Below are 24,325 nucleotides of genomic sequence, written 5' to 3'. Positions count from 1 at the left end.
TCGCCTGGCGCCAATCCTGTGAAATTCATCCCCGCTCTGCGCTGGTTGCAGCCGCCGGTGGCCACCAGTGCCAGCGACCAGCGGCATGCGCCGTTCCTGCAAGTGCTGCTGGCGGCGATCGTGTTCTATACCGCCGGCGACATCGGCCTGTTTCTCTACGTGGCTGGCGCGGCGCGCCTGCTGAGTCACCTCGATCTGCTGCTTGCCCTGACCGGGAGCGTGCTCACGGCGGCAGGTGCGGCGATGGGCGTGTGGCGCGTGCGGCGCGGCGACAATGCCGGAGCGGTGCGGACCTACGTGGCAGCGACGCTGATCGGCGTGGTGGTCACCTATATGCGGGTGGACATCTACGACCTGCTGACCAACCCCATGCCCTTGCTGGCGCTGGTGCTCGCCGGCATGGTGCTGGGAAGTCGCGCGCTCTGGCGGGTCTTCCTGTTGCTGGCTGCTGCTGCGTTGCTCGGCGTGCTCGCACAGGTGATCTGGCCGGTGCCCTGGCGCTCGGTGCGCGGCAACATCGGCTTAGGCCTGGTGACCGTCGGCGCCTATCTGCTGATCACCCTGATCCTGGATCGCACCATCGCCGCGTTGCGTGACAGCCTGCTCGAATCAGAGCAACGCCGACGCGACCTGGAACAGCTCAATCACCGCCTGCTGCAGGAGATGGCCGAGCGCGAGCGCGTGCAGGAGCAGCTGATCCACACCCAGAAGATGGAGGCGCTCGGGCGTCTGGCAGCCGGTGTCGCGCACGATTTCGACAACCTGATCAACGTAATCATCGGCTATGCGCAACGGCGCGACGCCCTGGAGGGCTACGGCGAAGCGCCACTGCTCAAAACGCTGGAAAACATCGAGACCGCCGCGCGACGCGCGTTGACTGTCAGTCGGCGCATCCTCAATTTCGGTCGCGCCGAGCCGGGCCTGCCGACCCTGTTCGACGCCCGCGTGGCACTGCGCGATGCCGAACCCACCTTGCGCCAGTTGTTCGGGCACGAGATTCGGCTGGAGTGCATCGCCGACAGTCCACCGTTGTGGGTGCGCATGGATCGCGACGATCTCGACTTGGTGCTGCTCAATATCGCTGCCAACGCGCGCGATGCGATGGAGGGGCAGGGCGTGTTCCGCATCGAGGGCGAGCAACGCGAGGCCACCGTCTACCTGCGCTTCTGCGATACCGGTCCGGGCATCGCACCGCATCTGCTGGAGCGGATCCTGGAGCCGTTCTACACCACCAAACCGGTCGGCAAGGGCACCGGGCTGGGCTTGTCGGTGGTTCAGGGCATCATCGCCGCGGCCGGTGGCCAGGTGACGGCGAGCAATGGCCCGCAAGGCGGGGCCTGTCTGTGCCTGCACTTGCCGCTGGCGCTGGCGCCGCCTCACTCCGCCAGCAGGTAGCCCATTCCGCGCGAGGACAGCAGCGGCAGTGTCGGTGTCTCATCGCTGGTGATGCGTGCGGCCTTGCGACGCAGACGATGGATCAGCATTTCCAGCCGGTGCAGGTCGAAATCGCCGGTGATGGCCTCCAGTGCCGATACCAGGGTCTCGCGCTCGATCGCCTGGCCGCGCTGCGCATCCAGGCAGCGCATCAAACAGCGCTCCAGCGACGTCAGCACCATGACCTTGCCATCCGGCGCCAGCAGGCACCAGCCGTCTGATTGCAGTCGCCAGGCGTGCCTGGGCGTCGTGGCGGCGATGTGGGCCGTGCGCACGCGGTGTGCCAGGTTGCGCAGGGTCAATGCGAGGATTTCCGGGTCGGCCGGTTTGCGCAGGAAGGCGTCCGCACCACCGTGCAGGGCGCGCACGTGGTCGCTGCGACCGCGATTGCCGGTCAACACGACGATGCCCAGTCCGGCGAACATCGAGCGCAGGTGCGTCACCACACTCAATCCGCTCTCGTCGGGAAGGCCAAGATCGAGGACGACCAGATCGAAGGTCTGTTGCAGCATCAGCCGATACAGTTCGCCGGCCGTACCGGCGCCGCTGACCCGAAAGCCGAAGTCGCGCAACCCGGGAATCAGGATGTCCTCGCGCAAGAGCGCGTCGTCTTCCAGAACGGCGACGGACAACAGAGAGACAGCATCGGGGGGGGAAGCACGGATGGACAAGAAACCTCTCCCAAGCCACGTTGCATTGGTGGCAGGCACAACACCACACGCACGCGCGGCATGCAATGTATGTCCTTATTGCGTGTCGAGTTTTGAGCAGCGGTCCGGCAACTTCACCAACCAAGCAACCAAGGTGACGGGGGCTGCCTGCAGGCGTCGCAGGCGTTGCTTATACGTGTTCGCCGCGCGCCTGCGCCCGCGCATTGGCGATCAACGCCTTGAGCAAGGCGCGGTCGGTGTGGCGGGAAACGGCGATGGCGCCGAGGGCAATCGCCTCGAGGCGCAGCGGTGCGGGCACGTCGTAGTGCGCACCGCTGAGTTTGTTCTGGAAGGCGCGACGGGCAATACCCAGTCGCGCCGCCATGGCATGCAGCTCGTCCAGCGTATCGCCGAGCAGGTGCGCCCAGCGCTGACCGCGCCACAGGTGTACCGCATCGTCGACGTAGACGGCCATCGGCCGGATCAGGCCTTCTTGGACTTTTTCGGCTTCTTGCCAGCCGTCTCGCTGTCGTCTTCGTCGGTTGCGGCATCGTTGGCGTCTGCGTCTGCTGCGCTGTCGTCGTCGCTGGCAACCACGTCGCCAGCCGCATCTTCCGCAACGGCATCGGTACCGGCGTCGACCGCTGCGTCTGCCGCATCTGCGTCTGCCGCATCGGTATCGCCGTCTTCATCGGCATCGGCGTTCTGGAACTCGGACACCAGCTTGGTCAGGTATTCCTCGGCGGTCTGGCCTTCGTCGGCGGCCAGGTCGTCGATCATCTGCTGCAGCTGGGTCGAATATTCCAGCGAGATGGTCTTGCCTTCGGCTTCCTGCAGGTTGGCCAGGTGCTTGAGCATGGCCAGCATCGGGACCGGGTTGTCGGCGCTGCCCATGGTCTGGCCGCCGATCGACAACATCCACTCGCTGCCGCCTTGCAGGCCGATGGCGGCCACGACGCGCCCGTCGGCGTCCTGTAGCACGGCATGGTTGGTGACCTGGGGCGCCTGGCCCAGACGGACGATGGGGCGCTTGGGTTGCTGCTTCTTGCGCTTGTCGCGCTTGGCCTTGGAATTGCGGGACACGGTGTTCTCGACGCTGGGAATGGCCGGCCATTCTAGAGCGTGCGCCGCACGATGCGATGCATAGCCGGAATCTGCACCTGGACAAGACGGGGTAGCCGTGTGAGCCGCTGTAAACGCCGCCACTGGCGGGGCTGGCCCAACACAGCAGCAGGCCGCCTTCCCGATGCGATTTCCTGGCGGATCTCGGATCGCGGCCTATCTCCAAGCCCCCGCCCTGGCTTTAGTGCTTCTCCATCGCCGCTTCTGCAGCTTTGGCCAGCGCCGTGGCAGAGGCCACCTGCGCGCTGGAAGACAGACGCGGTGCTGCCGGACGCACGGCGACCGTTCCGGCGGATGCCGGCGCCAGGGCCGGCGCCGCAGCCACTGGCGAAGCCGCCGTTGGGGTCGCTTCCTTGACCGGCTTGCCCACAGTGTCGGTCCCGGTGGCCGCTGCGCCGCTCAGATCCGGCACCTGGGTGTCGGCGTCGTGCACTGATTTGCTCAGCGCCACGCCCTGGCCGGCGCCGGCCAGCGCGGTCTGTTCGGCGTCCTGGGTCATCACCACGATGCTGATGCGGCGGTTGATCGGGTTCTGCGGGTAGGTCTTGTCGAACAGCACCGACGACGACAGCCCCACCACGCGGGTCACCTTGGCATCGGACATGCCGCCGGCCACCAGCGCGCGGCGCGCGGCATTGGCACGGTCGGCGCTGAGTTCCCAGTTGGTGTAGCCGGCATCGCTGCTGTAGGCAGTGGTGTCGGTGTGGCCGGTGATGCTGATGTGGTTGGGCACCTGATTGATGAAGTTGGACAGCTCGTGCAGGATCGCCACCGTATACGGCTTGAGCTGGTCGCGGCCGATGTCGAACATCGGGCGGTTCTGCTTGTCCACGATCTGGATGCGCAGGCCATCGGGGGTGAGATCCAGCAGCAGCTGGTCCTTGAACGGCTCCAGCGCCTGACTCTTGTCGATGGCCTCTTTCAGGTCCTGCATCAGCGCTTCCAGGCGCCTTTTGTCCTTGCTGCGGCTGTCTTCGCTGGTGTCCGCGGCATTGTCGCGCTTGCGGCCCATTTCGTCCTTCTGCCCCTTGGCCATATCGGCGGTGCCGCCGAGCTTGATCATCGAGGTGCTGGCGCCGCCGGGTCCGTTCATGCCCGGCGAAGGCGCCGGCGATTTGCCCGACAGCGGGCTGGGATTGCGGAAGTACTCGGAGATCGCCGCGCGCTGCTCCTTGGTGGTGGCGGCCATCAGCCACAGCACCAGGAAGAAGGCCATCATCGCGGTCACGAAGTCGGCAAAGGCCACCTTCCAGGCGCCGCCATGATGGCCGCCGCCCTGGACCTTCTTGACCCGTCGGATGATGACGGTGGATTTGCCCTCGGCCATGACCGCGGCCCTACTTGATCGTCTTCAGGTGCGTTTCGAAATCGCCGAAGCTCGGACGCACATTGGAGGGCAGGGTCTTGCGGGCGAATTCCAGCGCGATCTTCGGGTTGTAGCCACGCAGGCAGGCCAGCAGCGCGGTCTTGACCGCCTCGTAGATGCGCCCGTCCTGTTCGGCGCGCGCTTCCATCGCCGCCGACAACGGCGACACGAAGCCATAGGCCAGCAGGATGCCGAGGAAGGTACCCACCAGCGCGGCGCCGACGTGGTGGCCGATCTCTTCGATCGGTCCGCCGATCGAGCCCATGGTGATCACGATGCCGAGCACCGCGGCCACGATGCCGAAGCCGGGCAGGCCGTCGGAGACCTTGCTCAGCGCATGCGCAGGCGCCAGGGCTTCGTGATGGTGCTTTTCCAGTTCCAGTTCGAGCAGCGGTTCCAGTTCGTGCGGCTCGATGTTGCTGCCGATCATCAGGCGCAGGCAGTCGGTGATGAAATCCAGCAGGTGATGGTCGGCCACCACCTTGGGATAGTTGCCGAAGATGGTGCTGTCCTGCGGTTTTTCGACATGGTCTTCCAGCGCCATGAAGCCGTCGCGGCGCGCCTTGTTCAGCAGTTCGTAGACCAGGCTCAGGGTGTCCTTGTAGTCGTCGGACTTGTACTGCGGGCCCTTGAACACGCCCATGATGCCGGTCAGCGTTTCCTTGACGATCTTGCCCGGCGTGCTGACCAGGAACGCGCCCAGCGCCGCGCCACCGATGATCATCAGCTCGTAGGGCTGCCACAACGCGCCCAGCTTGCCGTGCGACAGCACGTAGCCGCCGAGGACGCTGACGATGACGACGATGAAGCCAACGATGATGAGCATGGCGCAGCCGGAAGCAATCTGGGAGTGCTAGTTGTTTCGGCTTGCGCGGCGGATTCTTGAAGCGCGCGGCGTGAAGATGTGCGCTGTAACTGAACGTTTAGCCGATTGTCGTGGCGGCCTCATGCACGCATTTCATCGCCTCGCCGCCCGCCAGCGACAGTGTCGCTTCGCCGGCGTGTTCCCAGAACTGGTTGCCCTGCGCATCGGCAAACCGTGTCCCGGATGCCGCCTGGGCGCTGAGCAGGACCAGCGTGCGGTCTTCGAGCGTCAGCTGCAGGGCATCGGTGGCCGAGTCGACCCGTGTGGTGATCGTACGCTGGCCGCAGCGCCAGGCCACCGCCTGCGCGGGCAGGGCCGGATCGGCTGCAGGGGCCGTTGGAGCAGGCGTCTTGCTGGGCCGCGGCAGCGGGCCGGTCACGCTGGCGTCTGCGCCGGCGGCAGGCGGGCGGGCATCGGCGCGGCTGGCCGTGGCTGGCGGGGTGTTTGCAGGTTTGGCCGCCTCCGCTGCTGGCGGCGGGGTGCCAGCGCTGCAGCCAACCAGGGCGGCGGCCAGCAGGCCGGTAAGCATCAGGGATGAGGACGTATGCATCGGTGGACTCCTGCCTGAATCGGACCGCCGGAGTGGCGACGGTCGAGATGTGAGCGGCTGGGTCCCGGCGCTGCCCATGCCTGTCGATCAGGCGTGCCGGGGCGGGGGGCGGCGCGTGTTGACTCCTGAACAACGCACGGCGTCGGGATGGAACGCCGCCCTCGCCTGAGTGTGGTTGCCCATCTGAAAATCAAGCAGCTGCCTGGAAATTCAAGCGACTGCGTGGGGTGAGCACTGCCTCGCTTGTGGTGCAAGGGCACCTGGAGGCGTCACTCAACGCTTTCCAAATACCGCCATTGCCGTTGCCTGACCGGTGGACGGCGCCATCAGGCGGGCTGCACCTCGGCGCCGTCGCGCTGCAGCGGGTTGGGCAGCGGCTTGCCGTTTTCGGTGAAGCGCAGCGACACCGAGTTCAAGCAGTGACGTTCGCCGGTCGGTGGCGGGCCATCCGGGAACACATGGCCCAGGTGACTCTCGCAGCGCGCGCAGACGATTTCGGTGCGGATCATCCCATAGCTGATATCGCGGATCTCGCGCACATGCGCGACATCGTAGGGTGCGAAGAAGCTCGGCCAGCCGGTGCCGGAGTCGAACTTGGCGCTGGAGCGGAACAACGGCAATCCGCACAGGCGGCAGGTGTAGACGCCCTCCAGCTTGTTGTCCAGGAACACCCCGCAGAACGGCGCCTCGGTGCCATGGTGCAGCAGCACGCGCTGTTCCTCATCGCTGAGCCCGGCGATCAGGGCATCGCGTTGGGCGGGGGAGGGAGGGGTCAGATCGAACTGGCTCATGAGGCTCTCGCATGCGCTCGCCAGCGGGGTGCCGGCGCCTGCTTCCGTGATGTGGGCATTGCCGGGCCGGTTCAACCAGGTGCGCCTTCAGCGTGGGGCTGCGACGGTGGTATCGCTGCACGCGAAAACTGGCTGGCGCGCGTGACTGCAGTGCATGGTGAGACGTGCTTCTCACCGCAACGACTTGGCGAACGCGTTCAGCCTCCGGCCGGTCGCATGCATTGCCGTAGCACGCCGGCGCCCCAATCCACTCATTACCCTCGAACACGCAAGGTGCCTGTCATGGCGATCCACGCATCCACCCGCCGCGTCCTGCTGTGCGTTCTGCTGACGATGGCCGGAGCGGCAGCGGCGCAGTCGGCCACCACGACCCGCTCGTCCAACACCTTGCAGCCCATCACCACGCCGCCGCCGGTGCAGCCGCCGCCCGCCGCCGCGCCGGTGCCGTCGCAGCTGGGGCAACGTCCGGTCGCGCCGACAATTCCCACGCGTGGGCCTGCACAGACACCTGTTGCGCCTGCTGGCAGTCTGGTGGCGCCGATGAAGCCGATGGTTTACGACCGCAATGGCCGCCTGCTGCAGGGCATGCAACCTGCCGGCGCCAACCGGGTGCTGGATACCAAAACCGGCCGCTATTACGACGTGGTCCCGGCGGGCGATGGCATGCGCGTAGTGCGCTGATGGCGCGGGTGAGCTGCTGTTGCCGATTCCCGACCCACAATCCTTGGCTTCAATCGGCGATCGGCAACGCCAGCGTCTCCTTGACCTCTTCCATCACGATGTAGCTCTTGGATTCGCGCACATGCGGCATGGTCAGCAAGGTGCTGCCGAGCAGCTTGCGGTAGGACGCCATCTCGCTGATGCGGGCCTTGAGCAGGTAGTCGAAATCGCCGGAGACCAGATGGCACTCCAGCACGTTGGGCAGCTTCAGCGCGGCGCGGCGGAATTCTTCGAAGATGTCGCCGGATTTGTAGGCCAGGCTGATCTCCACGAACACCAGCAGGCTGGCCTTGAGGTAGTGTGGGTCCAGCCGCGCGTAGTAGCCGGTGATGGCGCCATCGCGCTCCAGCCGGCGTACGCGCTCGGTGCAGGGCGTGGTCGACAGACCGACGCGTTCGCCCAGTTCAGTAAACGAAATCCGCCCCTCCTGCTGCAGGATGCGCAGGATCTTGCGGTCGATCTTGTCCAGCTCGCGGGCGCGGGCCATAGGGTTTGTCTCGGAAAGATTTGGCAGGAGGTTTCACTGTAAAGGCGGGCCGATTCCAGAAATGGCACTGCCTGGATCGCAATATACTGTGGCTAAATGTCCCTCTCGACGCTTGGTTCTGGGGGAATGCCCTTTTCAGGAGAGCGACATGCGGGTGCTCATTCTCGGTAGCGGCGTCATTGGCGTGACCAGTGCGTGGTATCTGGCGCAGGCCGGTTGCGAAGTGACCGTGGTCGACCGCCGGCCGGCGGCGGCGCTGGAGACCAGTTACGCCAACGCCGGCCAGCTGTCGTTCGGCTACACCTCCCCCTGGGCCGCGCCCGGCGTGCCCGGCAAGGCAGTGAAATGGCTGTTCGAGCAGCATGCGCCGCTGTCGATCCGCCCCACCCGCGACCTGCGCCAGCTGGCGTGGCTGAGCCAGATGCTGCGCAACTGCACTGCCGAGCGCTATGCGGTGAACAAGGCGCGCATGGTGCGCATGTCCGACTACAGCCGCGACTGCCTCAATGCATTGCGTGCCGAGACCGGGATCGCATTCGAGGGCCGCCGGCTCGGTACCACCCAGCTGTTCCGCACCCAGCAACAGCTCGATGCGGCTGCGCAGGACATCGAAGTACTGGCCCAGTACGGCGTGCCCTACGAACTGCTGAGCCCGGCGCAGATTGCGCAATTCGAGCCCGGCCTGGCCGGCGGCGGCACGCAGATGGCCGGCGCGCTGCGCCTGCCCGAAGACCAGACCGGCGACTGCCGCCTGTTTACCCAGCGTCTGGCCGAACTGGCCGCGCAGGCAGGCGTCGCGTTCCGTTACGGGCAGCAGATCGAGCGGCTGGAACGCGGCGGCGGCCAGGTCAGCGGCGTGCAGATCGATGGCCGCATCGAAACCGCCGACCGCTACGTGCTGGCACTGGGCAGCTACTCGGCCGACCTGCTGCTCTCGCTCGGCCTGCATCTGCCGGTCTACCCGCTCAAGGGCTATTCGCTCACCATTCCGATCGTCGATGCGCAATGCGCGCCGACGTCCACGGTGCTGGACGAGAGCTACAAGATCGCGCTTACCCGTTTCGACGACCGCATCCGCGTCGGCGGCATGGCCGAGGTGGCCGGCTTCGACATGTCGTTGAATCCGCGTCGTCGCGCCACGCTGGAAATGGTGGTCAACGACCTGTTCCCGGGCGGCGGGGATCTGGCCCAGGCCGAATTCTGGACCGGCCTGCGTCCGGCCACGCCGGACGGCACGCCGGTGGTCGGCGCCACGCCGTATGCCAACCTGTTCCTCAACACCGGCCACGGCACGCTGGGCTGGACCATGGCCTGCGGCTCCGGCCGTTACCTGGCCGATCTCATGCAAGGCCGCACGCCCGAGATCGATACCGAGGGCCTGGACATGTTTCGTTACCTGTCCACACGCAGCCAGCGCCCGCAGCGGGAGGCTGCGTAGTGCGTCCTGCGCAAGCGTCGATCGACCTGGATGCACTGCGCCACAACTACCGCCTGGCCAAGCGACTCGGCAATAGCAAGGCACTGGCGGTGGTCAAGGCCGACGCCTACGGGCACGGCGCGGTGCGCTGCGCGCAGGCGCTGGAACCGGACGCCGATGGCTTTGCAGTGGCCTGCATCGAAGAGGCATTGGAGCTGCGCCAGGCCGGTATCCGCGCGCCGATCCTGCTGCTGGAAGGGTTCTTCGAACACGACGAGCTGCGCCTGATCGCCGAGCACGACCTGTGGACGGTGGCGTCCACGCCGCAGCAGGTCCGCGCGCTGGCCGAGTTCCAGAGCCCGCGACCGCTACGCGTGTGGTTGAAGATGGACAGCGGCATGCATCGGCTGGGTTTGTCGCCGGAGGATTTCCGCGCCGCCTGGTTGCGCCTGCGCGGGCTGCCGCAGATCGCGTCGCTGGTGCTGATGACCCACCTGGCGCGCGCCGACGAACTGGACTGCAGCCGCACCGACGAACAGGCGGTGGCCTTCGCGCTCACCGCCGGCGGCATGCGTGCGGAAACCAGCATCCGCAATTCGCCCGGCCTGCTCGGCTGGCCGGCGCTGCGCAACGACTGGTCGCGCCCGGGACTGATGTTGTACGGCGCCAACCCCTTCCCGCAGGACACCGACACCACCGCGCAACTACGTCCGGTGATGACGCTGCGCTCGCGCATCATTTCGGTCCGCGACCTGCCGGTTGGCGAGCCGGTGGGCTACGGCGCGCGCTTCGTCGCCGAGCGGCCGACCCGTGTCGGCGTGGTGGCGATGGGCTATGCCGACGGCTACCCGCAGTTTGCACCGAACGGCACCCCGGTGCTGGTGGAGGGCCAGTTCTGCTCGTTGATCGGTCGCGTGTCGATGGACATGCTCACCGTCGACCTCACCGACCACCCGCAGGCCGACATCGGCACGCCGGTGCAGCTCTGGGGCGACGCCCCGCAGGTCGGCCCGCTGGCCGCGCAATGCAACGTCAGCGCATATCAGTTGCTGTGCGGACTCAAGCGCGTGCCGCGGGTGTATGTGGGCGAGACGGCGGCGCTGAGCGCGCCCGCGTCGGTTCGCGAGGTCGCCGCAGTGGGCGGGAGTGCAGCGCGGTAAGTGGTGTTGCCTGCTTCCTCCGTGAGAAATGGCGCAGTGCCGGGCGAGGGTAAGTGCGCAGCCACGCGCAGCCGGACCGCATGAGGCTCTCTCGCTCGTTTACCCACCGCTGCTTCGCCTGACGGTCAGCAAGCTTGATTCTTACGAAGCAAGAGCAGAGCACCTCGGGTCCGCCAGCCGCTAGAAACGCACACCGGTCCCATGCGCGCGCAACGCGCAACGGCGCGTGTCGTCGCGCCGTTGTGCTCTAGCTTCTCACGGGTCATCCACTCACGCCTGCCTGCCGCTCTGACGCCAAACGGCGCTTTCTCACAACCCAGCCGTACTGCGATCTCTGCGGAATTGCTTGCGCACCCAGTCGTCGATCATCGCTTTTTCGAAGCGTAGCGGATCGCTGTCGGTCAGGCGCGGGCCGCTCATCAGAAAGGCCGAATCCACCAGCTTGCGTTCGCCCTGATCGATCACCCGGCCATCGGCACCGGTGAGCGTGTAAGTGAAGCTCAGGCGCGGCGGGTAGATGTCCTTGACCACGCGCACGTCCTGCATCCGCGGCCCGTGCCAGGGCTCGTATTGGCCGGCGCGGCGGATGTCGGTGATGGTCACGCTCAGATGCTGGCCATCGGGCAGCTGGCGCGCTGCACTCTGCTGAAAGTGGGTTGCCAGCTGGGTGACCCAATCGCCGCGCTGTGCCTCCCACCGGTTGCCGCTGAAGCGCACTTCGGAGAACTGCGCCGGGTCGGTCCAGCGCACGTCCACCTTGCCATCGCTGCTCAGCGCACGCGGTGCGTCAGGGTCGGTGACGTTGCGTACCCGGGCCTGCACAGCGGTCGCCGCCAGCACGCCGGCCAGTAGCAGGCTGGCGCCGCAAAGAGTGGAAAGTTTCATGGAAAGCCTCCAAGCGGAAGGTCGGTGACGTACCGGTCGTTGCAGCAGTGTGGGGGTGCGCCCAAGCGCCTGCAACGCGCCGCACGCCTGGGCTCGCGACCACGTTGCCGTGCGGTTAATCCGCTGCCTCACCATGACGGCGGGTTCACTGCGCCTGCGCCCGCGCTTCACGGCATAGCCCGGAAGATCGCCAGCATGGACAGCCCCTCTTTCCGCACAAAATCAGCGTCTTCGGCGTCGGCACACATGCCGTCGGATGTGCGTCTGCAATTCATCGATTGGGCCAAACAGCACGGCCACAACCCCGCATCCGGCGCGGACGCATTCGTGGCCCTGCAGAGCGAGGTCGACCTGGATCTGGCCACGCGGGCCCTGCATCTGGAACCGGACGCCGATCCGCGCGCCGCGCTGCGCGAGCATCTGGCGGCGCTGGCGCGGCAGGTCGATGTGGCGGTGCAGTTTCCGCCGGTCTACACCTACACCGCTGCCAATGGGCTGGATTACCGCTATTCGCTGATGCTGGTCATCGCCGAAGACTGTGTCGAGTGGACCGGACGGGTCTGGCAGGACCTTGATTACCAGGGAATGCTCACCGGTCGTGGACAGGGGCCGCGTGCCAACTACACCCAGCTGGCGCGCATGGCGCTGGAACATGAGCTTGACCAGGAGCGTCCCCGTTATGTCCAGGCCTGAACTCGAATTGCAATTGCCGGTGGGCACGCAGATCGCCAGCAGTGAAGACGGTTTCAGCCAGCGCTGCCATGCCGAATGCGCCGAGATGGGGGTGTCGCGGGTCCGCCTGTTGTTGCTGGATTCCGACTACGCGCGCTCCACCGCCTGGCGCGAGGAAGCGCAGCGCTGGATGGACGCGCAGCTGCGCCGCGAGGGGGAATGGCTCTTCCGCGGCGTGGTCGCCGGGACCATGGTGCTGGCCGCCTGTATCGGATGTGCTGCCACCACCCTGTGGTGACTCCAGGGTTTGGCAACGAAGCGTGAGCCTAGGCGGCCTGCCGTGCACCCGCTGACGACATCGGGCATGGTTTCATCTGAACGTCATCCGCTCCGGCAGCATCCGTGGTTTCCGATTTGAGCACTCCTACTCCCAGCCCTTCGCTGGCTGCCGCCCTGCCGGCCGCCATTGCCGAGCCGTTTCTGGACCCGGCGATGTATCACGAGATCTTCCACAATATCGATGCCGGCTTCTGCGTCATCGATATGGTGTTCGACGGTGAGCAGGCGGTGGACTATATGATCCGCACCACCAATGGCGCCTTCGAGCGCTACACGGGTCTGTCCAACGCACTGAACGTCTCCATCCGCGGCATGCTCCCCGAGCATGAGCAGGAGTGGTTCGACCGCTATGGTCACGTCGCACGCACCGGCAACCGCATCCATTTCGAAATGCAGGCCAAGGTGCTCAAGCGCTGGTACTCGGTGGATGCGTTCCGGGTCGGCCAGCCGGAGCAGGGGCGGGTGGCGGTGCTGTTCATGGACATCACCGAGCGCAAACGCGTCGAGCGCGAGCTGGCCGAAAGCGAGGCGCGTTTCAGTGCGCTGGCGGACGGGTTGCCGATGCCGGTGTGGGTGCTGGATGCGCAGGGCGTGGTGCGCTTCGTCAACAGCGCGTACGGCGAATTCTTCGGCCTGGATATTTCCAGCGGTACGGTGTCGGCGTGGAGCGAGTTGCTGCATCCGGACGACTTGCCGACGTTTCAGTTCGAGCTGGCGGCATCGCTGAAAGAGCAACGCGGCCTGCGCGCGCTGGTGCGCGCACGCCGCCACGATGGGCAGTGGCGCTGGATCGAAATGACCGCCACACCGCGCTATTCGGCCGACGGCCGTTTCATCGGTCTGGCCGGCAGCAGCCCGGACGTGACCGAGCAGCGCGAGATCGAGCTGGCGCGCGAGCAACTGCTCGAATCCGAGCGCAGCGCGCGCAACGAGGCCGAGAGTATGGCGCGGTTGAAGGACGAGTTCCTGGCCACGCTTTCGCACGAACTGCGCACTCCGCTGACCACGATTCTGGGCTGGAGCGAATTGCTGCTGCAGCGCGTGGAAGAAGGTCAACCCAACTACAAGGGCTTGTCGGTGATCGCCAGCAGCGCGCGTGCGCAGAAACGGCTGATTTCCGACATGCTCGATCTCAGCAGCATGTTGCTGGGCAAGGTGCAGTTGGAGGTCGAATCGCTGGATCTGGTCGAGCAGGTACGCGAAGCCTTGAACACCCAGGAGCTGGCGGCCGAAGGCAAGGACCAGATACTGGAACTGCACGTGCCGCCCACGCCGTGCCTGGTGCTTGGCGATGCCACGCGCCTGCAGCAGGTGTTGTGGAATTTGCTTTCCAACGCGATCAAGTTCACGCCGGCGCATGGCCGTATCGACGTCAGTATCGAGCGCGACGATGGGCATCTGCTGGTGTCGGTCTGCGACTCCGGCGACGGCATCGCCGCCGAATTCCTGCCGCATCTGTTCGGCCGTTTCCGTCAGGCCGATGGCACCACCACGCGCCAGCATGGCGGCCTGGGTCTGGGCCTGGCCATCGTGCAACAGCTGGTGGAAATGCACGGCGGTCAGGTCGGTGCCACCAGCGGTGGCCGTGGCAAGGGCGCCACGTTTACCGTGCGCCTGCCGGAACACGTTCCCGATCAGGCCCGGCGCCCGCGTCGCGAATTGCGGCGGCGCCTGATGTCCGAACAGATCGTCGAAGCGCGTGCGCTCAACGGCCTGCGCCTGCTGGCGGTCGAAGACCAGCCGGACATGCTCGATTATCTGCGGCGTCTGCTCGAAGAGCAGGGCGCCGAAGTGGTCACCGCCGGCAGCGCCACCGATGCATTGGCGCTGATCGATCATCGCGGCCACGCACGCTTCGATCTGATGCTGACCGATATCGGGATGCCGGGCATGGACGGCTACGGTTTGATCCGCACCGTGCGCGAAAACCTCGGGTTGGACCCTGCTGCGCTGCCTGCCGTGGCGGTGACCGCCCTGGCCCGCGAGGACGACCGCAAACGCGCGCTGGAGTCCGGGTTTCAGGAGCATTTGGCCAAGCCGTACAGCGTGGCGCAACTGGTCGCTGCCGTGCGCGCTGCGCGCGAAGCAGTGGAGTAACGTGCGTGCAGCGGCACTGGCGCGCATGGAGTTATTGGGAAGTGGGTGATGCCACGCCTTGAATGGTGCTAGCGCAGCGCGAGTTCGTGCTCGGTGTCTTCCCGGACGGCGCCAAATCCGCCCACCAGCAGCCGGTTGTCTTGTGACCACGCTCCCTTTTCGTGGAGCAGTATTTCAACACGCGCGTACCGTGGTTGCGGCAGCAAGACAGGCACTTGCGCAGGCGTGCAAGGCGCGAATGCCGTGCCAAGACCCGTGCCAATCACCAGCACGCGGCATGTTTTCTGCCGCTTTCACGCGCGCTGGCCTAGCGTGAAGCGTCCCGCCCATGGAGAAAGCGCAATGCCCAAATATGCCCCGCATGTGTATTCCGAACAGGTCCAGATCGCCACGCTCGAACATTGGGTGTCCCTGCTCGATGGTCAGGAACGGGTGCGGATCGAACTGGAGGACGGCAGCATGATCCGCGGCACGGTTGCCGTGCGCCCAACGCTCCAGATCTATCTCGACGAACACGATAACGAAGGCGTCAACGGGCAACTGCGCCTGGATCACCTGGATGCCTCACAAGAGCCGCAATGGATCTGGATGGACCGGATCGTGGCGGTACAGCCATTGCCGCCAGGTATTGATCCACAAACGATGCCGTGACGGCGGTGTGTTGACGGTGTGTTTACTTCTTACCGTCGCGTTGACGGCATGATGACCCGCTGCCGTCGCCGTTCAGGACTTCGTCGCAATGAATGCACCCCTGTTGAAGTTTGCTCGCTGGCCGCTGTCGTTGATGACGGTCGCCCTTCTCGCCGCGTGCGGTGACACCGCCACGCTGGCCATCGAACAGGGCACTGGGCCGAATCCGCAGTTGCCCGAACCGGTGAAGCGGCTGATTCCCACGGTCAAAGTGGCACCGGTCAAGCGCTGGGCAGCCAATGCCAAGCCCGTCGCCGCCGATGATCTGCAGGTCGCCGCGTTTGCGCGCGACCTGGATCACCCGCGCTGGATCTACGTGTTGCCGAACGGTGATGTGTTGGTCGCCGAAACGGCCGAGCCGCCCAAGCCGGAAGATGCCAAAACCGGCGTTGGACTGCGCAAGAAAGTGCAGGGCGCGATGATGACAAAGGCCGGCGCGGCGGTGGCGAGCGCCAATCGCATTACGTTGCTGCGCGACGCCGATGGTGACGGCGTGGCAGAAGTGCGGGCGCAGTTCGTCAGCGGCCTGTTTTCGCCGTTCGGCATGGCCCTGATTGGCGACCGTTTCTATGTTGCCAACGCCGATGCGCTGGTGAGTTTTCCGTACAAGCCTGGCGACACGCACATCACCGCCAAGCCGACCTTCGTGGCCAATCTGCCTGGTGGACTCAACCACCATTGGACCAAGTCGCTGCTGGCCAGCCCGGACGGCAGCAAGCTGTACGTCGGCGTCGGCTCCAACAGCAACGTGGCGGAAAATGGCATGGAGGCCGAGCTGAATCGTGCCGCGATTCTGGAGATCGACCCAGCCATCGGCAACAGCCGGGTGTTCGCCAGTGGCTTGCGCAACCCGGTGGGCACCGCATGGGAGCCGCAGAGCAAATCGCTGTGGGTGGTGGTGAACGAGCGCGACGAAATCGGCAGCGATCTGGTGCCGGATTACCTGACCTCGGTGCGCGATGGCGGTTTCTACGGCTGGCCGTATAGCTACTACGGCCAGCACGTGGACGAGCGGGTTACACCGCAGAATGCCGAGCTCGTGTCCACAGCGATCAAGCCCGATTACGCGCTTGGCCCACATACTGCGTCGCTCGGCCTGACCTTCGCCAACGGCACCTTGCTGCCTGAGCGCTTCCGCCAGGGTGCCTTCATCGGCCAGCACGGCTCATGGAATCGCGACCCGCCCAGCGGCTACAAGGTGCTGTTTGTCCCGTTCGCTGGCGGCAAGCCCAGCGGTACGCCCATCACGGTGCTGGACGGATTCCTGGATGCCGAAGGCAATGCGCAGGGCCGCCCGGTCGGTGTGGCGTCGGACACCAGCGGTGCGCTGCTGGTGGCTGACGATGTGGGTAACGTGATCTGGCGGGTGACGCCGAAGGCGCGTTGAACGCAAGCCTGACGTTCGCCTGCGCACCCGGTAAGCAGTCACGGTTGCCATGAATACACGCTTCGCCCACCGGGAGACGCTGCGCCGAAGGCCCGGATGAAAGGGGCGGGCGCAGTCTGGAAGGATGCGCATGAATGACTCGTCACTCTTTCACCCCTTTGTAGTGGGGAGACAGACGCATCCGGTTCGGTCATCTCAGGAACTTTCACCAAGCACGCAGGCTTGGCCGAACTCCTGTCTGATCTCAAAAAAACGGGCACAGGGCTAGTACATCGTCGTACCGCGTGCGGGCAATCGCTTGCGTACGCTGCAAGCAAGATGCGTCAAGCGTCTTCGAGGAAGACGCTACGCGGCCAAGACACTCAACGCCTTCTCTAAAAACTCCTGTCCCCTTAGCGCGGCAGTTCAGGCGACGCACTGAAGCGCTGCGCATAGCCACGTTCTTCGGTGATGCGGTTGATGTCGTCGTCGGCCATTTCCGGTGCGCCGTAGACCGCGTAGGCCACGGAGCCATCATCGCGTTCGCCAACCTGGTGCAGGCGGTAGCGGGGGCGGCCGGCGCCGGTGTTTGCGGGGTAATGCATCGGCGGCGGGGTGTCGTCCAGATCCATTTCGCTGTTGTCGACAACTCCTCCAACAAACAAGGCTCGCATCGCGTCTCTCCTGGGTGGGCTTGGATTCCAGCCTAGGTGTGCGGATGTTGCGTGCGCATCAATAGTCCGTATAGACATTGAAAGACGTGCGGCGGGCGTTTGGCACAGGTCCCTTACAATGGCCGCCTGTTCCTGACCCGATGATCCGATGGCTGGCCCGCACGATGCCCCGCTTCAAGCCTTGTTCCTGCCTTTTGCCCAGGGCGTGCTGCCGTGGCCGGACGGGCCGGTGTTGTTCCTGCGCGCGCGCGACGGGTTTTCGCTGCGCGAGCAGGCGGTGGCCGAGACGCTGACCTGCGAGCAGAGCTTCCGCCCGTTCGCCGAAGTGCTGGAGCGCAACGGCTGGAACGTGCGCGAGGAGAGCGAAATCGAGGCCGACAGCACGCGCTATTCGCTGGTGCTGGTGCTGCCGCCGCGGCAGCGCGAAGAAGCGCGTGCGCTGTTCGCACGCGCGGTGGCGTTGACTGCGCCCGGTGGCCGCGTGGTGGCCTGTCAGTCCAATAACGAGGGTGCGCGTTCGGGCGAAGCCGATCTGCGCCAGCTCACCGGGCTGTCCGGTAGTCTGACCAAGTACCACTGCCGCACCTACTGGACCGCGCCGCTGCCGGCCGACACCGATGCCGCGTTGCAGGCGCGCTGGGCAGCGCTGGATGCACCGCGCAGGATTCTGGATGGCCGCTTTGTCAGCCGCCCCGGCGTGTTCGCCTGGGATCGCATCGACCCTGCGTCGGCGCTGCTGGTCGAGCATCTGCCCGCCACGCTGGCCGGCCATGGCGCCGATCTGGGCGCGGGCTTCGGTTACCTGTCGGCCGAAGTGCTGGCGCGTTGCCCCAAGGTCACCGCGCTGGATCTGTACGAAGCCGAGGCGCGGGCGTTGACGCTGGCGCAGCGCAATCTGCAGGGCATCACGCATCCGGCGCAGCTGCACTACCACTGGCGCGATGTCACCACCGGGCTGGTGGCGCAATACGATTTCATCGTCAGCAATCCGCCGTTCCATACGCCCTCGCGCGCCGATCGCCCGGACATCGGTCAGCGCTTCATCGCCGTGGCTGCACAGGCGCTGCGCCCAGGCGGGCAACTGTTGTTGGTGGCCAACCGGCATCTGCCCTACGAGCAAGTGCTCAACGACAGTTTCGGACAGGTGCGCGTGGCTGCCGAGCGCGATGGCTTCAAGCTCATCTCGGCTATTCGCGGCCGTGGAGCGCGCGCATGAAGCTGGTCAAACACATCGCCAATCTCGGCTATGGCAGCCGCAAGCAGGTGACCCAGCTGTTCCGTCAGGGCGCGGTCACCGATGCGCAGGGCGAGGTGCTGTATGCCGACGACCAGGTGGAGCACGACGCCATCCGCATCGATGGCGAGCCGCTCGATCCGCCACCGGGCTTCAGCCTGTTGCTGCATAAACCCGGCGGCTACACCTGCTCGACCAAGGACACCGGGCGGCTGATCTACGAGCTGCTGCCGCCACGCTTCCGCGCGCGCGCGCCGGTGTTGGCGCCGGTGGGCCGGCTGGACCGCGAGACCAGCGGCATGCTGTTGATGACCGATGATGGCGCGCTGCTGCATCGGATCATTTCGCCCAAATCCGCCCTCGACAAGGTGTACGACATTACCCTGGCCGAAGACCTGCGCGGCGACGAAGCCGCGTTGTTTGCCAGTGGCACGCTCTTGCTGGAGGGCGAAACCAAGCCGCTGCTGCCGGCCGAACTGGAAGTGCGTGGCCCACGCGACGCGCGGCTGAGCTTGCACGAAGGCCGCTACCACCAGGTACGGCGCATGTTCGCTGCCGCCGGCAACCACGTGGTCGCCCTGCACCGCAGCCGCATCGGCGGGCTGTCGCTGGAGGCATTGCCGTCCGGGCAATGGCGTGCGCTGGACGCGAGTGATCTTGAGGTGTTGTTCGGCCGCGGCGCTTCGGCATGACGCAGATCGCAGCGCTGCCGTTCCGCCCGCAGGCGGTGATCTTCGACATGGATGGCTTGATGCTGGACAGCGAGCGCGCCATTACCGCCTGTCTTGCGCAGGCCGCCGACGATCAGGGCCTGCAGATCGAGCCGGCGTTCTGGCTACGCATGGTGGGCACCGGCGATGCGGCCTGCCGGCGGTTGCTGGGCGAACGCATCGGCGAGGCCGCTGCCGACACCATGTTGGAGCATGCGCGACAGTTGTACGCCGCTGCGGTCGAACGCGGCATCCCGCACCGACCAGGCATCATCGCGTTGCTGGACTATCTGGCCGCGCAGGGCATGCCGCGTGCGGTCGCGACATCCACCCAGCGCCCGCTGGCGCTGCGCAAGCTGGAAGCGGCCGATCTGCTGTGGCGCTTCGATGCGGTGTGTACGGCCAGCGATGTGGCCCATCCCAAGCCGGCGCCGGATATCTATGCGTTGGCCGCACGCACGCTGGCGGTGGACCCTGCGCACTGCCTGGTGCTGGAGGACTCGCCCACCGGCGTGCGTGCAGCATTGGCAGCCGGCATGACACCGATCCAGATTCCGGACCTGCTCGAACCAGATGCCGCCGTGCGCGCGCTCGGCCATCGCATCGTGCCCTCGCTGAGCGACGCGCAGCAGTTGCTGGAAGCGCGCTTGTCGTGTGATGCGTGAGCACCAAACCCCAAGTCGTCGCACTAGCCGAGCTCCGATCACCAGGTGCTGCAGACCAGCGCGACGCCGGATCAGCGCCGCTAAGAAGGTAGCGAGCCGTCGTCAGCTGGACGTGGAAGGCGTATCGGCACCGGAGCGAGACGCGTGGGACATGCCGGTTCCGAGAACCGCCCGCGCCCGCGTGGCGGCTGCGCAGTCGTAGGTGAGTTGTTCTCAGACGTACTGCATCTTGCGCGACATGCCTCCGTCGACGATGAAATCCTGCCCGGTGACGAACCCGGATAGCTGCGGCGCAAGTAGATACACCGCCAGCTGCGCGATGTCTTCCGGCACGCCTACGCGTCCGGCAGGATGCTGTGCATGATCGCGCCGCGACACTTTGGGCACACGTCGACGCTGCGGTGCGCGCCACGCATCGGTGCTGATCCACCCCGGGCTGATGCTGTTGACGCGCACCTGCGGACCTTCGCTTAATGCCAGTGCATGCGTGAACGCGACCAGGCCGCCCTTGGCTGCGGCGTAGGCTTCGCTATGCGGTTCCGACTGCCAGGCCCGGGTGGAGGCGATGTTGATCATCGCACCGCCGCCAGGCGACTGCGCCAGCGCGGGCAGCGCATGCTTGCTTCACAGGAAGGCGCCGTGCAGGCTCGACAGCCGGCGATTCCAGTCGTCCCAGTCCAGCTGCGGCAGTGGCGCGATATGCGGGTCGGGCACACCGGCGTTGTTGACCAATCCATCGATGCGCCCGAAACGCTTGAGCGCCGTGGCGATCAGGCGCATGGCCTGCACTTCGCGCGCGGCATCGCAACGCACGAAAGCGCTGCGACGGAGCAGTGCCCATTCCTGCAGGCAGGCCTTGCCGGCGTCGGCATCCAGATCGCCGATCACCACGTTGCCGCCCGCGCCCAGCACCGCCTGTGCAATACCGCGGCCGATGCCTTGCGCGCCACCGGTGATCACTACCACGCGGTCCTGCAGCGGTGACGGGTTCCATGCGGAAATCGGGGGGATCAAGGCCATGGCATGCGGCACATCGGTAAAGGGCGGATGGCACTGTAGCGTGTGGGCTGTCGTTGTCGTAGCAAGAAGGTGCACGTGCGGGAGCTCCGTGCATTGCCTGGATGTTGTCATCCACCTTGGATTTGACGGATCACACACCGGTCTTCGCAATGCCAAACGAGGTGCGTCGCCCACTGTCCCCGAGCCGCCCAGCGCTGCTGCGCGTCCACGTCAATCGCAGCCGATCACGTGATGGGGCTCGTGCCAAGCGCGTGCAATTGCGCGGTAAGGCACGGCTGACGCGACTACTTCACCGCTGAAGCGCGCGATCCGCATGTCGCTGAGGTGCGCTCTCCAGGTCTTGCTGGCCGCTACGAGACGTTCGCACATCGGCAAGTGCGCGCTGCCGCCCGTCATGACCCACGCCCGCAGTGGCACGTGGCTTTAGTGCTCGGCCCCGTTCAACACACGCTCCCAGCCATCGCGGCCCAGGCGTTCGAGCGTCTGGATATTGCGTTCGACGATCACGTCCGGATCCGGGAACGCCGCGACTGCGCGCTCCACGCTGTCTTCGCGCAGCAAGTGCAAGGTGGGGAAGGGCGAACGGTTGGTGAAGTTGGCCACATCGTCCAGCGCGGCGCCTGCGAACTGGTAATCCGGATGGAAGCTGGCCACCTGCAACACGCCTTGAAGATCCAGCGCTTCGACCGCCGCATCGGCGTTGTCCAGAAAGTCGTTGTAATCCAGGAAATCGGTGAGCACATCCGGGTGCACGATCAGTGTGGTGTCGATCTGCTCGGCCGGCGTATCGCGCAGCAGGACCAATTCTTCGGCCAGTTGTTCCAGCAAGGCCTCGGGCGTGCTGGCATCGCTGAGCACCAATCGTACCTGATCCTTGACGTACACCGCCTTGGCGAACGGGCACAGGTTCAAGCCGATCACCGCGCGCTCGATCCACTTGCGGGTCGCGGCGATCGGATCGGGCGTGGCAGGCGTGGTGGTCATCGTGGCGACAGCGGAATGGTGCGCCAGTGTATGCGATCGCCATGCAGCGGGCGGCGCACGTGGGTGCGGGTGGCAGCAGCCGGCGCTAGCGCTGCGTATTCACCACGACGCGAGCACCGCGGTTCGCGCCCGCGGTGACAAGCGCGTACTAGGTTGCGCTCACGCATCGCCGCCGTGCGAGGCGGCACCGAGCTGCGCCTGTAAAAACGCGATGGACGCCTGCGCAACGGCGCCCGCCAGCGGCGTCTTGTGCGGCGACCCGATCGCATGCGCGCCGCTGTCGAAGGCGAGCGCCTGCGTGTGTGCAGGCGCAGTGCCCAGCGCCGCGAACATCTGCAGCATCGCCGGCACCGACGCGGTGGGGTCTTCGCGGCCATCGGCGGCGCGGTAGTAACCCAGAAACACCGGGCAGCGCACGCGTGGCCATGGTGGGTCGGCGGCAACCATCTGAAACAAGCCGCGCAAGGCGCGAAATCCGTCCGGGTGGATGGTCTCCGACCAGAAAACGCGTGCAGCCGGCGTGCGTGGGCGCGGGTCGGTCAGCGGCGCCTGCGCGGCGCAGACCTGGTCGAGCAATGCCGGGTCGGCGGGCCGGATGCCGGGCGACCAGGCGACCACCGCTGCCACCGCGTCCGGGCGCTGCGCGGCCAGCCACAAACCCAGCGTGGCACCCATCGACGAACCAACAATCGCAACCCGCTGGCCCATGCGTTGCGCCTGGGCCAGCGCCTCCAGCGCCGAGGCTTGCAACACCGCCGGAGTGAGCCCCTGCAGTGCATCGGGGGCGCTGACGCCATGCCCCGGCCAGCGATGCACATAGCTGTTGGCGGCCAGCGCATCGGCCATCTGCTCGGGCAGCGCGCCTGCTTCGCCCGGGCTGGCACTGAAGCCATGCAGGTACAGCAACGCCAGCGGCGTGCCGGTGTGCTCGGCATGGTGCCAGTACAAGCGCGCGGCGTTGCCCGGTTTGAGCTCAGGTGCGTGCATGGCTGGCGTGGTGGGCGAGCAATGCCAGCAACTCGTGCGCGTTGATCGGTTTGGGCAGATAGCCGGCCACGCCGGCCGCGCTGGCCTCGCGCATCGAATCGGTGCGCGTGTCGGCGGTCAGCACGATGATCGGCGGCAGCGCCGACATCGCATCGCGCGCTTCGCGCAGCGCATCCCAACCGGAGGTGCCGGGCATGTGCAGATCCAGGAACACCAGGTCCGGCGCTGCCTCGCGGATGCGCTGCACCGCATCGGTGCCATCGATCTGGAAGCTCACGCGATGCCCGGCGCGGGTCAGCAGATTGCCGATCACCAGCCGGTTGGTATCCATGTCCTCGAACACCAGGCAATGCAGTGGAAGCACGTGTTGTGCGTGTTGCGCCAGCGCATCGCGCAATGCCAGGGTGCTGCTGCCGGCCGCAGCGCCGGGCAGCTCGAAGATCCAGCGGAAGATGCTGCCACCGGCAGGGTTGTCGCTCACCGTCAGGCTGCCGCCCATCGCATCGGATACCGACAGCGCGATGTACAGCCCCAGGCCCACGCCGCCTTCGACGCGACCGAAGCCGGTGCTGAGCTGAGTGAACGGGGTGAAGATGTAGGCCTTGTGGTCGTCGGGCACGCCGATGCCGGTGTCGGTGACGGTCACCTCGATGCTCCAGCGCTCCTGCACCTGTGTCGCGTCGATCAGCAGATCCACCGTGCCGCCGGCCGGGGTGAACTTGATCGCGTTGATCACCAGGTTGCTGATCACCTGTTCGATGCGGCCTTCGTCGCCCATCACGTGCGGCGTTAGCGGGCTCTCCACACGCACGTCGAGAGTGACGCCCTTGCTGGACGCTGCGGTGGCGCAGACCGCCTTCACCGTGGTGACCACGTCCAGCAGGTTCAACGGCTTGCTGTGCAGCTGCAGGCGTCCGCCATCGATGCTTGCCACGTCCAGCACCTCGTTGACGCGATGGCGCAGCGCGGTCGCATTGACGGTCACCGCTTGCAGCAGTTCGCGTTGCTGCGCCGGCATTTGATCGGTGTCGATCAACTGCGCGCAGTTGATCACCGCATTCAACGGCGTGCGCAATTCGTGATTCATGGTGCTGATGAAGCGGCTTTGCGCATCGCGCGAGGCCAGCGCCTGCAGCGCCACTTCCTGCATCGCAAGCACGATGCGCGCCACCAGCAACGGCAGCACGATGATGAGTGCCACGGCATAGACGAAATACGCCGGCCGCGACAGCCAGTAGCCTGCCGGCGCCGTCGACAGCATCAGCACGAAGGTGCTGAGCAAGACCGGAAATATCGCGCGCTGCCCGTAGCGTGCCACCGCAGCGATGGTGATGAACGGCAGAAATGCGTTCAACGACATCAGCAGGATGAAGGCCAGGTAGGTCTGGACGCCGATGAACAACAGGTTCATCGCAAAGCCCATCGCATCCAGCCATTCGC

The 24,325-nt window shown here is 66.1% G+C and carries 25 protein-coding genes and 1 pseudogene; 12 read left to right on the top strand and 14 right to left on the bottom strand.

From position 1 onward, the window contains the following. The first annotated feature begins 18 nt into the window (after positions 1 to 18). Positions 19 to 1,395, top strand: coding sequence for a sensor histidine kinase (locus XBLMG947_RS10815; protein ID WP_065468529.1), 1,377 nt, complete (start codon positions 19 to 21; stop codon positions 1,393 to 1,395). Here XBLMG947_RS10815 and XBLMG947_RS10810 read toward each other — a convergent pair. From XBLMG947_RS10810 to msrB, 7 genes are all read right to left on the bottom strand, one after another. After that, positions 1,377 to 2,066 carry a response regulator transcription factor gene (locus XBLMG947_RS10810; protein WP_065468527.1) on the bottom strand — a complete coding sequence of 230 codons (690 nt, stop codon included), beginning with the start codon at positions 2,064 to 2,066 and terminating at the stop codon, positions 1,377 to 1,379. The two genes, XBLMG947_RS10815 and XBLMG947_RS10810, sit on opposite strands and share 19 nt — an antisense overlap. Before the next feature lie 208 nt (positions 2,067 to 2,274). Continuing rightward, positions 2,275 to 2,559, bottom strand: coding sequence for a DUF4031 domain-containing protein (locus XBLMG947_RS10805; RefSeq protein ID WP_065468525.1), 285 nt, complete (start codon positions 2,557 to 2,559; stop codon positions 2,275 to 2,277). 8 nt (positions 2,560 to 2,567) lie between these two features. Further along, the gene (locus XBLMG947_RS10800) at positions 2,568 to 3,167 is read right to left on the bottom strand and encodes a hypothetical protein (protein WP_065468523.1); all 600 of its coding nucleotides are present in this window, start codon (positions 3,165 to 3,167) and stop codon (positions 2,568 to 2,570) included. Between the two features lie 220 nt (positions 3,168 to 3,387). Further along, positions 3,388 to 4,533, bottom strand: coding sequence for a flagellar motor protein MotB (gene motB / locus XBLMG947_RS10795; RefSeq protein WP_065468521.1), 1,146 nt, complete (start codon positions 4,531 to 4,533; stop codon positions 3,388 to 3,390). A gap of 10 nt (positions 4,534 to 4,543) precedes the next feature. Beyond that, positions 4,544 to 5,398 carry a flagellar motor stator protein MotA gene (gene motA / locus XBLMG947_RS10790; protein ID WP_065468519.1) on the bottom strand — a complete coding sequence of 285 codons (855 nt, stop codon included), beginning with the start codon at positions 5,396 to 5,398 and terminating at the stop codon, positions 4,544 to 4,546. Between the two features lie 97 nt (positions 5,399 to 5,495). Continuing rightward, on the bottom strand, positions 5,496 to 5,966 hold the full coding sequence (locus XBLMG947_RS10785; RefSeq protein ID WP_083993027.1) for an MliC family protein: 471 nt from the start codon (positions 5,964 to 5,966) through the stop codon (positions 5,496 to 5,498). A 347-nt stretch (positions 5,967 to 6,313) separates the two neighbouring features. Then, on the bottom strand, positions 6,314 to 6,778 hold the full coding sequence (gene msrB, locus XBLMG947_RS10780; RefSeq protein ID WP_065468656.1) for a peptide-methionine (R)-S-oxide reductase MsrB: 465 nt from the start codon (positions 6,776 to 6,778) through the stop codon (positions 6,314 to 6,316). A 282-nt stretch (positions 6,779 to 7,060) separates the two neighbouring features. Here msrB and XBLMG947_RS10775 point away from each other — a divergent pair, with 282 nt between their 5' ends. Further along, the gene (locus XBLMG947_RS10775) at positions 7,061 to 7,459 is read left to right on the top strand and encodes a hypothetical protein (RefSeq protein WP_065468515.1); all 399 of its coding nucleotides are present in this window, start codon (positions 7,061 to 7,063) and stop codon (positions 7,457 to 7,459) included. Positions 7,460 to 7,508: 49 nt separating this feature from the next. Here the strand turns inward: XBLMG947_RS10775 and XBLMG947_RS10770 are convergent, their stop codons facing one another. Further along, entirely contained in the window at positions 7,509 to 7,985 is a 477-nt protein-coding gene (locus tag XBLMG947_RS10770; RefSeq protein WP_065468513.1) for an Lrp/AsnC ligand binding domain-containing protein, read from the bottom strand. Between the two features lie 148 nt (positions 7,986 to 8,133). On the opposite strand from XBLMG947_RS10770, the gene XBLMG947_RS10765 reads away from it, so the two are divergent. Both XBLMG947_RS10765 and alr read left to right on the top strand, forming a co-directional pair. After that, on the top strand, positions 8,134 to 9,423 hold the full coding sequence (locus XBLMG947_RS10765; RefSeq protein WP_065468511.1) for a D-amino acid dehydrogenase: 1,290 nt from the start codon (positions 8,134 to 8,136) through the stop codon (positions 9,421 to 9,423). After that, positions 9,423 to 10,562 (top strand): alanine racemase, encoded by a 1,140-nt coding sequence (gene alr / locus XBLMG947_RS10760; protein ID WP_065468508.1) that lies wholly within the window; start codon positions 9,423 to 9,425, stop codon positions 10,560 to 10,562. Before XBLMG947_RS10765 ends, alr begins: the two co-directional genes overlap by 1 nt. A gap of 309 nt (positions 10,563 to 10,871) precedes the next feature. On the opposite strand, the gene XBLMG947_RS10755 is transcribed toward alr, so the two are convergent. Further along, positions 10,872 to 11,447, bottom strand: coding sequence for a DUF3016 domain-containing protein (locus XBLMG947_RS10755; RefSeq protein ID WP_065468505.1), 576 nt, complete (start codon positions 11,445 to 11,447; stop codon positions 10,872 to 10,874). 246 nt (positions 11,448 to 11,693) lie between these two features. On the opposite strand from XBLMG947_RS10755, the gene XBLMG947_RS10750 reads away from it, so the two are divergent. The 5 genes from XBLMG947_RS10750 (at position 11,694) to XBLMG947_RS10730 (ending at position 16,632) form a co-directional block, all read left to right on the top strand. Beyond that, positions 11,694 to 12,140: a hypothetical protein gene (locus XBLMG947_RS10750; RefSeq protein WP_065468503.1), complete on the top strand. Its 447-nt coding sequence runs from the start codon at positions 11,694 to 11,696 to the stop codon at positions 12,138 to 12,140. Then, on the top strand, positions 12,127 to 12,417 hold the full coding sequence (locus XBLMG947_RS10745) for a hypothetical protein (RefSeq protein WP_065468499.1): 291 nt from the start codon (positions 12,127 to 12,129) through the stop codon (positions 12,415 to 12,417). The genes XBLMG947_RS10750 and XBLMG947_RS10745 overlap by 14 nt, the downstream gene beginning before the upstream one ends. A gap of 104 nt (positions 12,418 to 12,521) precedes the next feature. Beyond that, positions 12,522 to 14,555 (top strand): PAS domain-containing hybrid sensor histidine kinase/response regulator, encoded by a 2,034-nt coding sequence (locus XBLMG947_RS10740; RefSeq protein WP_065468497.1) that lies wholly within the window; start codon positions 12,522 to 12,524, stop codon positions 14,553 to 14,555. 342 nt (positions 14,556 to 14,897) lie between these two features. Next, complete coding sequence (locus tag XBLMG947_RS10735; protein WP_065468494.1) at positions 14,898 to 15,206, top strand: DUF3247 family protein; 309 nt, start codon at positions 14,898 to 14,900, stop codon at positions 15,204 to 15,206. 88 nt (positions 15,207 to 15,294) lie between these two features. Beyond that, positions 15,295 to 16,632, top strand: coding sequence for a PQQ-dependent sugar dehydrogenase (locus XBLMG947_RS10730; RefSeq protein ID WP_065468491.1), 1,338 nt, complete (start codon positions 15,295 to 15,297; stop codon positions 16,630 to 16,632). A gap of 392 nt (positions 16,633 to 17,024) precedes the next feature. Here XBLMG947_RS10730 and XBLMG947_RS10725 read toward each other — a convergent pair whose 3' ends face one another. Continuing rightward, complete coding sequence (locus XBLMG947_RS10725; RefSeq protein WP_083993025.1) at positions 17,025 to 17,285, bottom strand: hypothetical protein; 261 nt, start codon at positions 17,283 to 17,285, stop codon at positions 17,025 to 17,027. Positions 17,286 to 17,433: 148 nt separating this feature from the next. Here XBLMG947_RS10725 and XBLMG947_RS10720 point away from each other — a divergent pair, with 148 nt between their 5' ends. The 3 genes from XBLMG947_RS10720 to XBLMG947_RS10710 are packed head-to-tail and all read left to right on the top strand — an operon-like array spanning position 17,434 to position 19,894. Then, positions 17,434 to 18,501 carry a class I SAM-dependent methyltransferase gene (locus tag XBLMG947_RS10720; protein ID WP_065468486.1) on the top strand — a complete coding sequence of 356 codons (1,068 nt, stop codon included), beginning with the start codon at positions 17,434 to 17,436 and terminating at the stop codon, positions 18,499 to 18,501. Then, positions 18,498 to 19,211, top strand: a complete 714-nt coding sequence (locus XBLMG947_RS10715; RefSeq protein ID WP_065468484.1) for a pseudouridine synthase — start codon at positions 18,498 to 18,500, stop codon at positions 19,209 to 19,211. The genes XBLMG947_RS10720 and XBLMG947_RS10715 overlap by 4 nt, the downstream gene beginning before the upstream one ends. Then, positions 19,208 to 19,894: an HAD family hydrolase gene (locus XBLMG947_RS10710; RefSeq protein ID WP_065468481.1), complete on the top strand. Its 687-nt coding sequence runs from the start codon at positions 19,208 to 19,210 to the stop codon at positions 19,892 to 19,894. The genes XBLMG947_RS10715 and XBLMG947_RS10710 overlap by 4 nt, the downstream gene beginning before the upstream one ends. A gap of 213 nt (positions 19,895 to 20,107) precedes the next feature. On the opposite strand, the pseudogene XBLMG947_RS10705 reads toward XBLMG947_RS10710, so the two are convergent. The 4 genes and pseudogenes from XBLMG947_RS10705 to XBLMG947_RS10690 all read right to left on the bottom strand — a co-directional run. Beyond that, positions 20,108 to 20,914, bottom strand: a pseudogene (locus XBLMG947_RS10705) (SDR family oxidoreductase). A gap of 423 nt (positions 20,915 to 21,337) precedes the next feature. Next, entirely contained in the window at positions 21,338 to 21,898 is a 561-nt protein-coding gene (locus XBLMG947_RS10700; protein WP_065468479.1) for a DUF1415 domain-containing protein, read from the bottom strand. A 159-nt stretch (positions 21,899 to 22,057) separates the two neighbouring features. Further along, positions 22,058 to 22,885: an alpha/beta hydrolase gene (locus XBLMG947_RS10695; protein ID WP_065468477.1), complete on the bottom strand. Its 828-nt coding sequence runs from the start codon at positions 22,883 to 22,885 to the stop codon at positions 22,058 to 22,060. Continuing rightward, positions 22,872 to 24,325: ATP-binding response regulator (locus tag XBLMG947_RS10690; RefSeq protein WP_065468475.1), on the bottom strand; the 1,454-nt coding region annotated here is incomplete at its 5' end. The genes XBLMG947_RS10690 and XBLMG947_RS10695, both read right to left, overlap by 14 nt.

It is taken from the genome of Xanthomonas bromi (genome assembly GCF_900092025.1).
GTDB lineage: Bacteria > Pseudomonadota > Gammaproteobacteria > Xanthomonadales > Xanthomonadaceae > Xanthomonas > Xanthomonas bromi.
This window is presented reverse-complemented; position numbering and strand designations above follow the sequence as displayed.

Excerpts from the sequence above, each read along its gene's own strand:
- XBLMG947_RS10765 (WP_065468511.1), top strand. The coding sequence starts at position 8,134 with ATGCGGGTGCTCATTCTCGGTAGCGGCGTCATTGGCGTGACCAGTGCG.
- XBLMG947_RS10775 (WP_065468515.1), top strand. The coding sequence starts at position 7,061 with ATGGCGATCCACGCATCCACCCGCCGCGTCCTGCTGTGCGTTCTGCTG.
- XBLMG947_RS10710 (WP_065468481.1), top strand. The coding sequence starts at position 19,208 with ATGACGCAGATCGCAGCGCTGCCGTTCCGCCCGCAGGCGGTGATCTTC.
- XBLMG947_RS10805 (WP_065468525.1), bottom strand. The coding sequence starts at position 2,559 with ATGGCCGTCTACGTCGACGATGCGGTACACCTGTGGCGCGGTCAGCGC.
- XBLMG947_RS10735 (WP_065468494.1), top strand. The coding sequence starts at position 14,898 with ATGCCCAAATATGCCCCGCATGTGTATTCCGAACAGGTCCAGATCGCC.
- XBLMG947_RS10730 (WP_065468491.1), top strand. The coding sequence starts at position 15,295 with ATGAATGCACCCCTGTTGAAGTTTGCTCGCTGGCCGCTGTCGTTGATG.
- XBLMG947_RS10720 (WP_065468486.1), top strand. The coding sequence starts at position 17,434 with ATGGCTGGCCCGCACGATGCCCCGCTTCAAGCCTTGTTCCTGCCTTTT.
- XBLMG947_RS10715 (WP_065468484.1), top strand. The coding sequence starts at position 18,498 with ATGAAGCTGGTCAAACACATCGCCAATCTCGGCTATGGCAGCCGCAAG.
- XBLMG947_RS10695 (WP_065468477.1), bottom strand. The coding sequence starts at position 22,885 with ATGCACGCACCTGAGCTCAAACCGGGCAACGCCGCGCGCTTGTACTGG.
- XBLMG947_RS10745 (WP_065468499.1), top strand. The coding sequence starts at position 12,127 with ATGTCCAGGCCTGAACTCGAATTGCAATTGCCGGTGGGCACGCAGATC.
- msrB (WP_065468656.1), bottom strand. The coding sequence starts at position 6,778 with ATGAGCCAGTTCGATCTGACCCCTCCCTCCCCCGCCCAACGCGATGCC.
- XBLMG947_RS10785 (WP_083993027.1), bottom strand. The coding sequence starts at position 5,966 with ATGCTTACCGGCCTGCTGGCCGCCGCCCTGGTTGGCTGCAGCGCTGGC.
- XBLMG947_RS10750 (WP_065468503.1), top strand. The coding sequence starts at position 11,694 with ATGCCGTCGGATGTGCGTCTGCAATTCATCGATTGGGCCAAACAGCAC.
- motA (WP_065468519.1), bottom strand. The coding sequence starts at position 5,398 with ATGCTCATCATCGTTGGCTTCATCGTCGTCATCGTCAGCGTCCTCGGC.
- XBLMG947_RS10725 (WP_083993025.1), bottom strand. The coding sequence starts at position 17,285 with ATGCGAGCCTTGTTTGTTGGAGGAGTTGTCGACAACAGCGAAATGGAT.
- motB (WP_065468521.1), bottom strand. The coding sequence starts at position 4,533 with ATGGCCGAGGGCAAATCCACCGTCATCATCCGACGGGTCAAGAAGGTC.
- XBLMG947_RS10700 (WP_065468479.1), bottom strand. The coding sequence starts at position 21,898 with ATGACCACCACGCCTGCCACGCCCGATCCGATCGCCGCGACCCGCAAG.
- XBLMG947_RS10770 (WP_065468513.1), bottom strand. The coding sequence starts at position 7,985 with ATGGCCCGCGCCCGCGAGCTGGACAAGATCGACCGCAAGATCCTGCGC.
- XBLMG947_RS10755 (WP_065468505.1), bottom strand. The coding sequence starts at position 11,447 with ATGAAACTTTCCACTCTTTGCGGCGCCAGCCTGCTACTGGCCGGCGTG.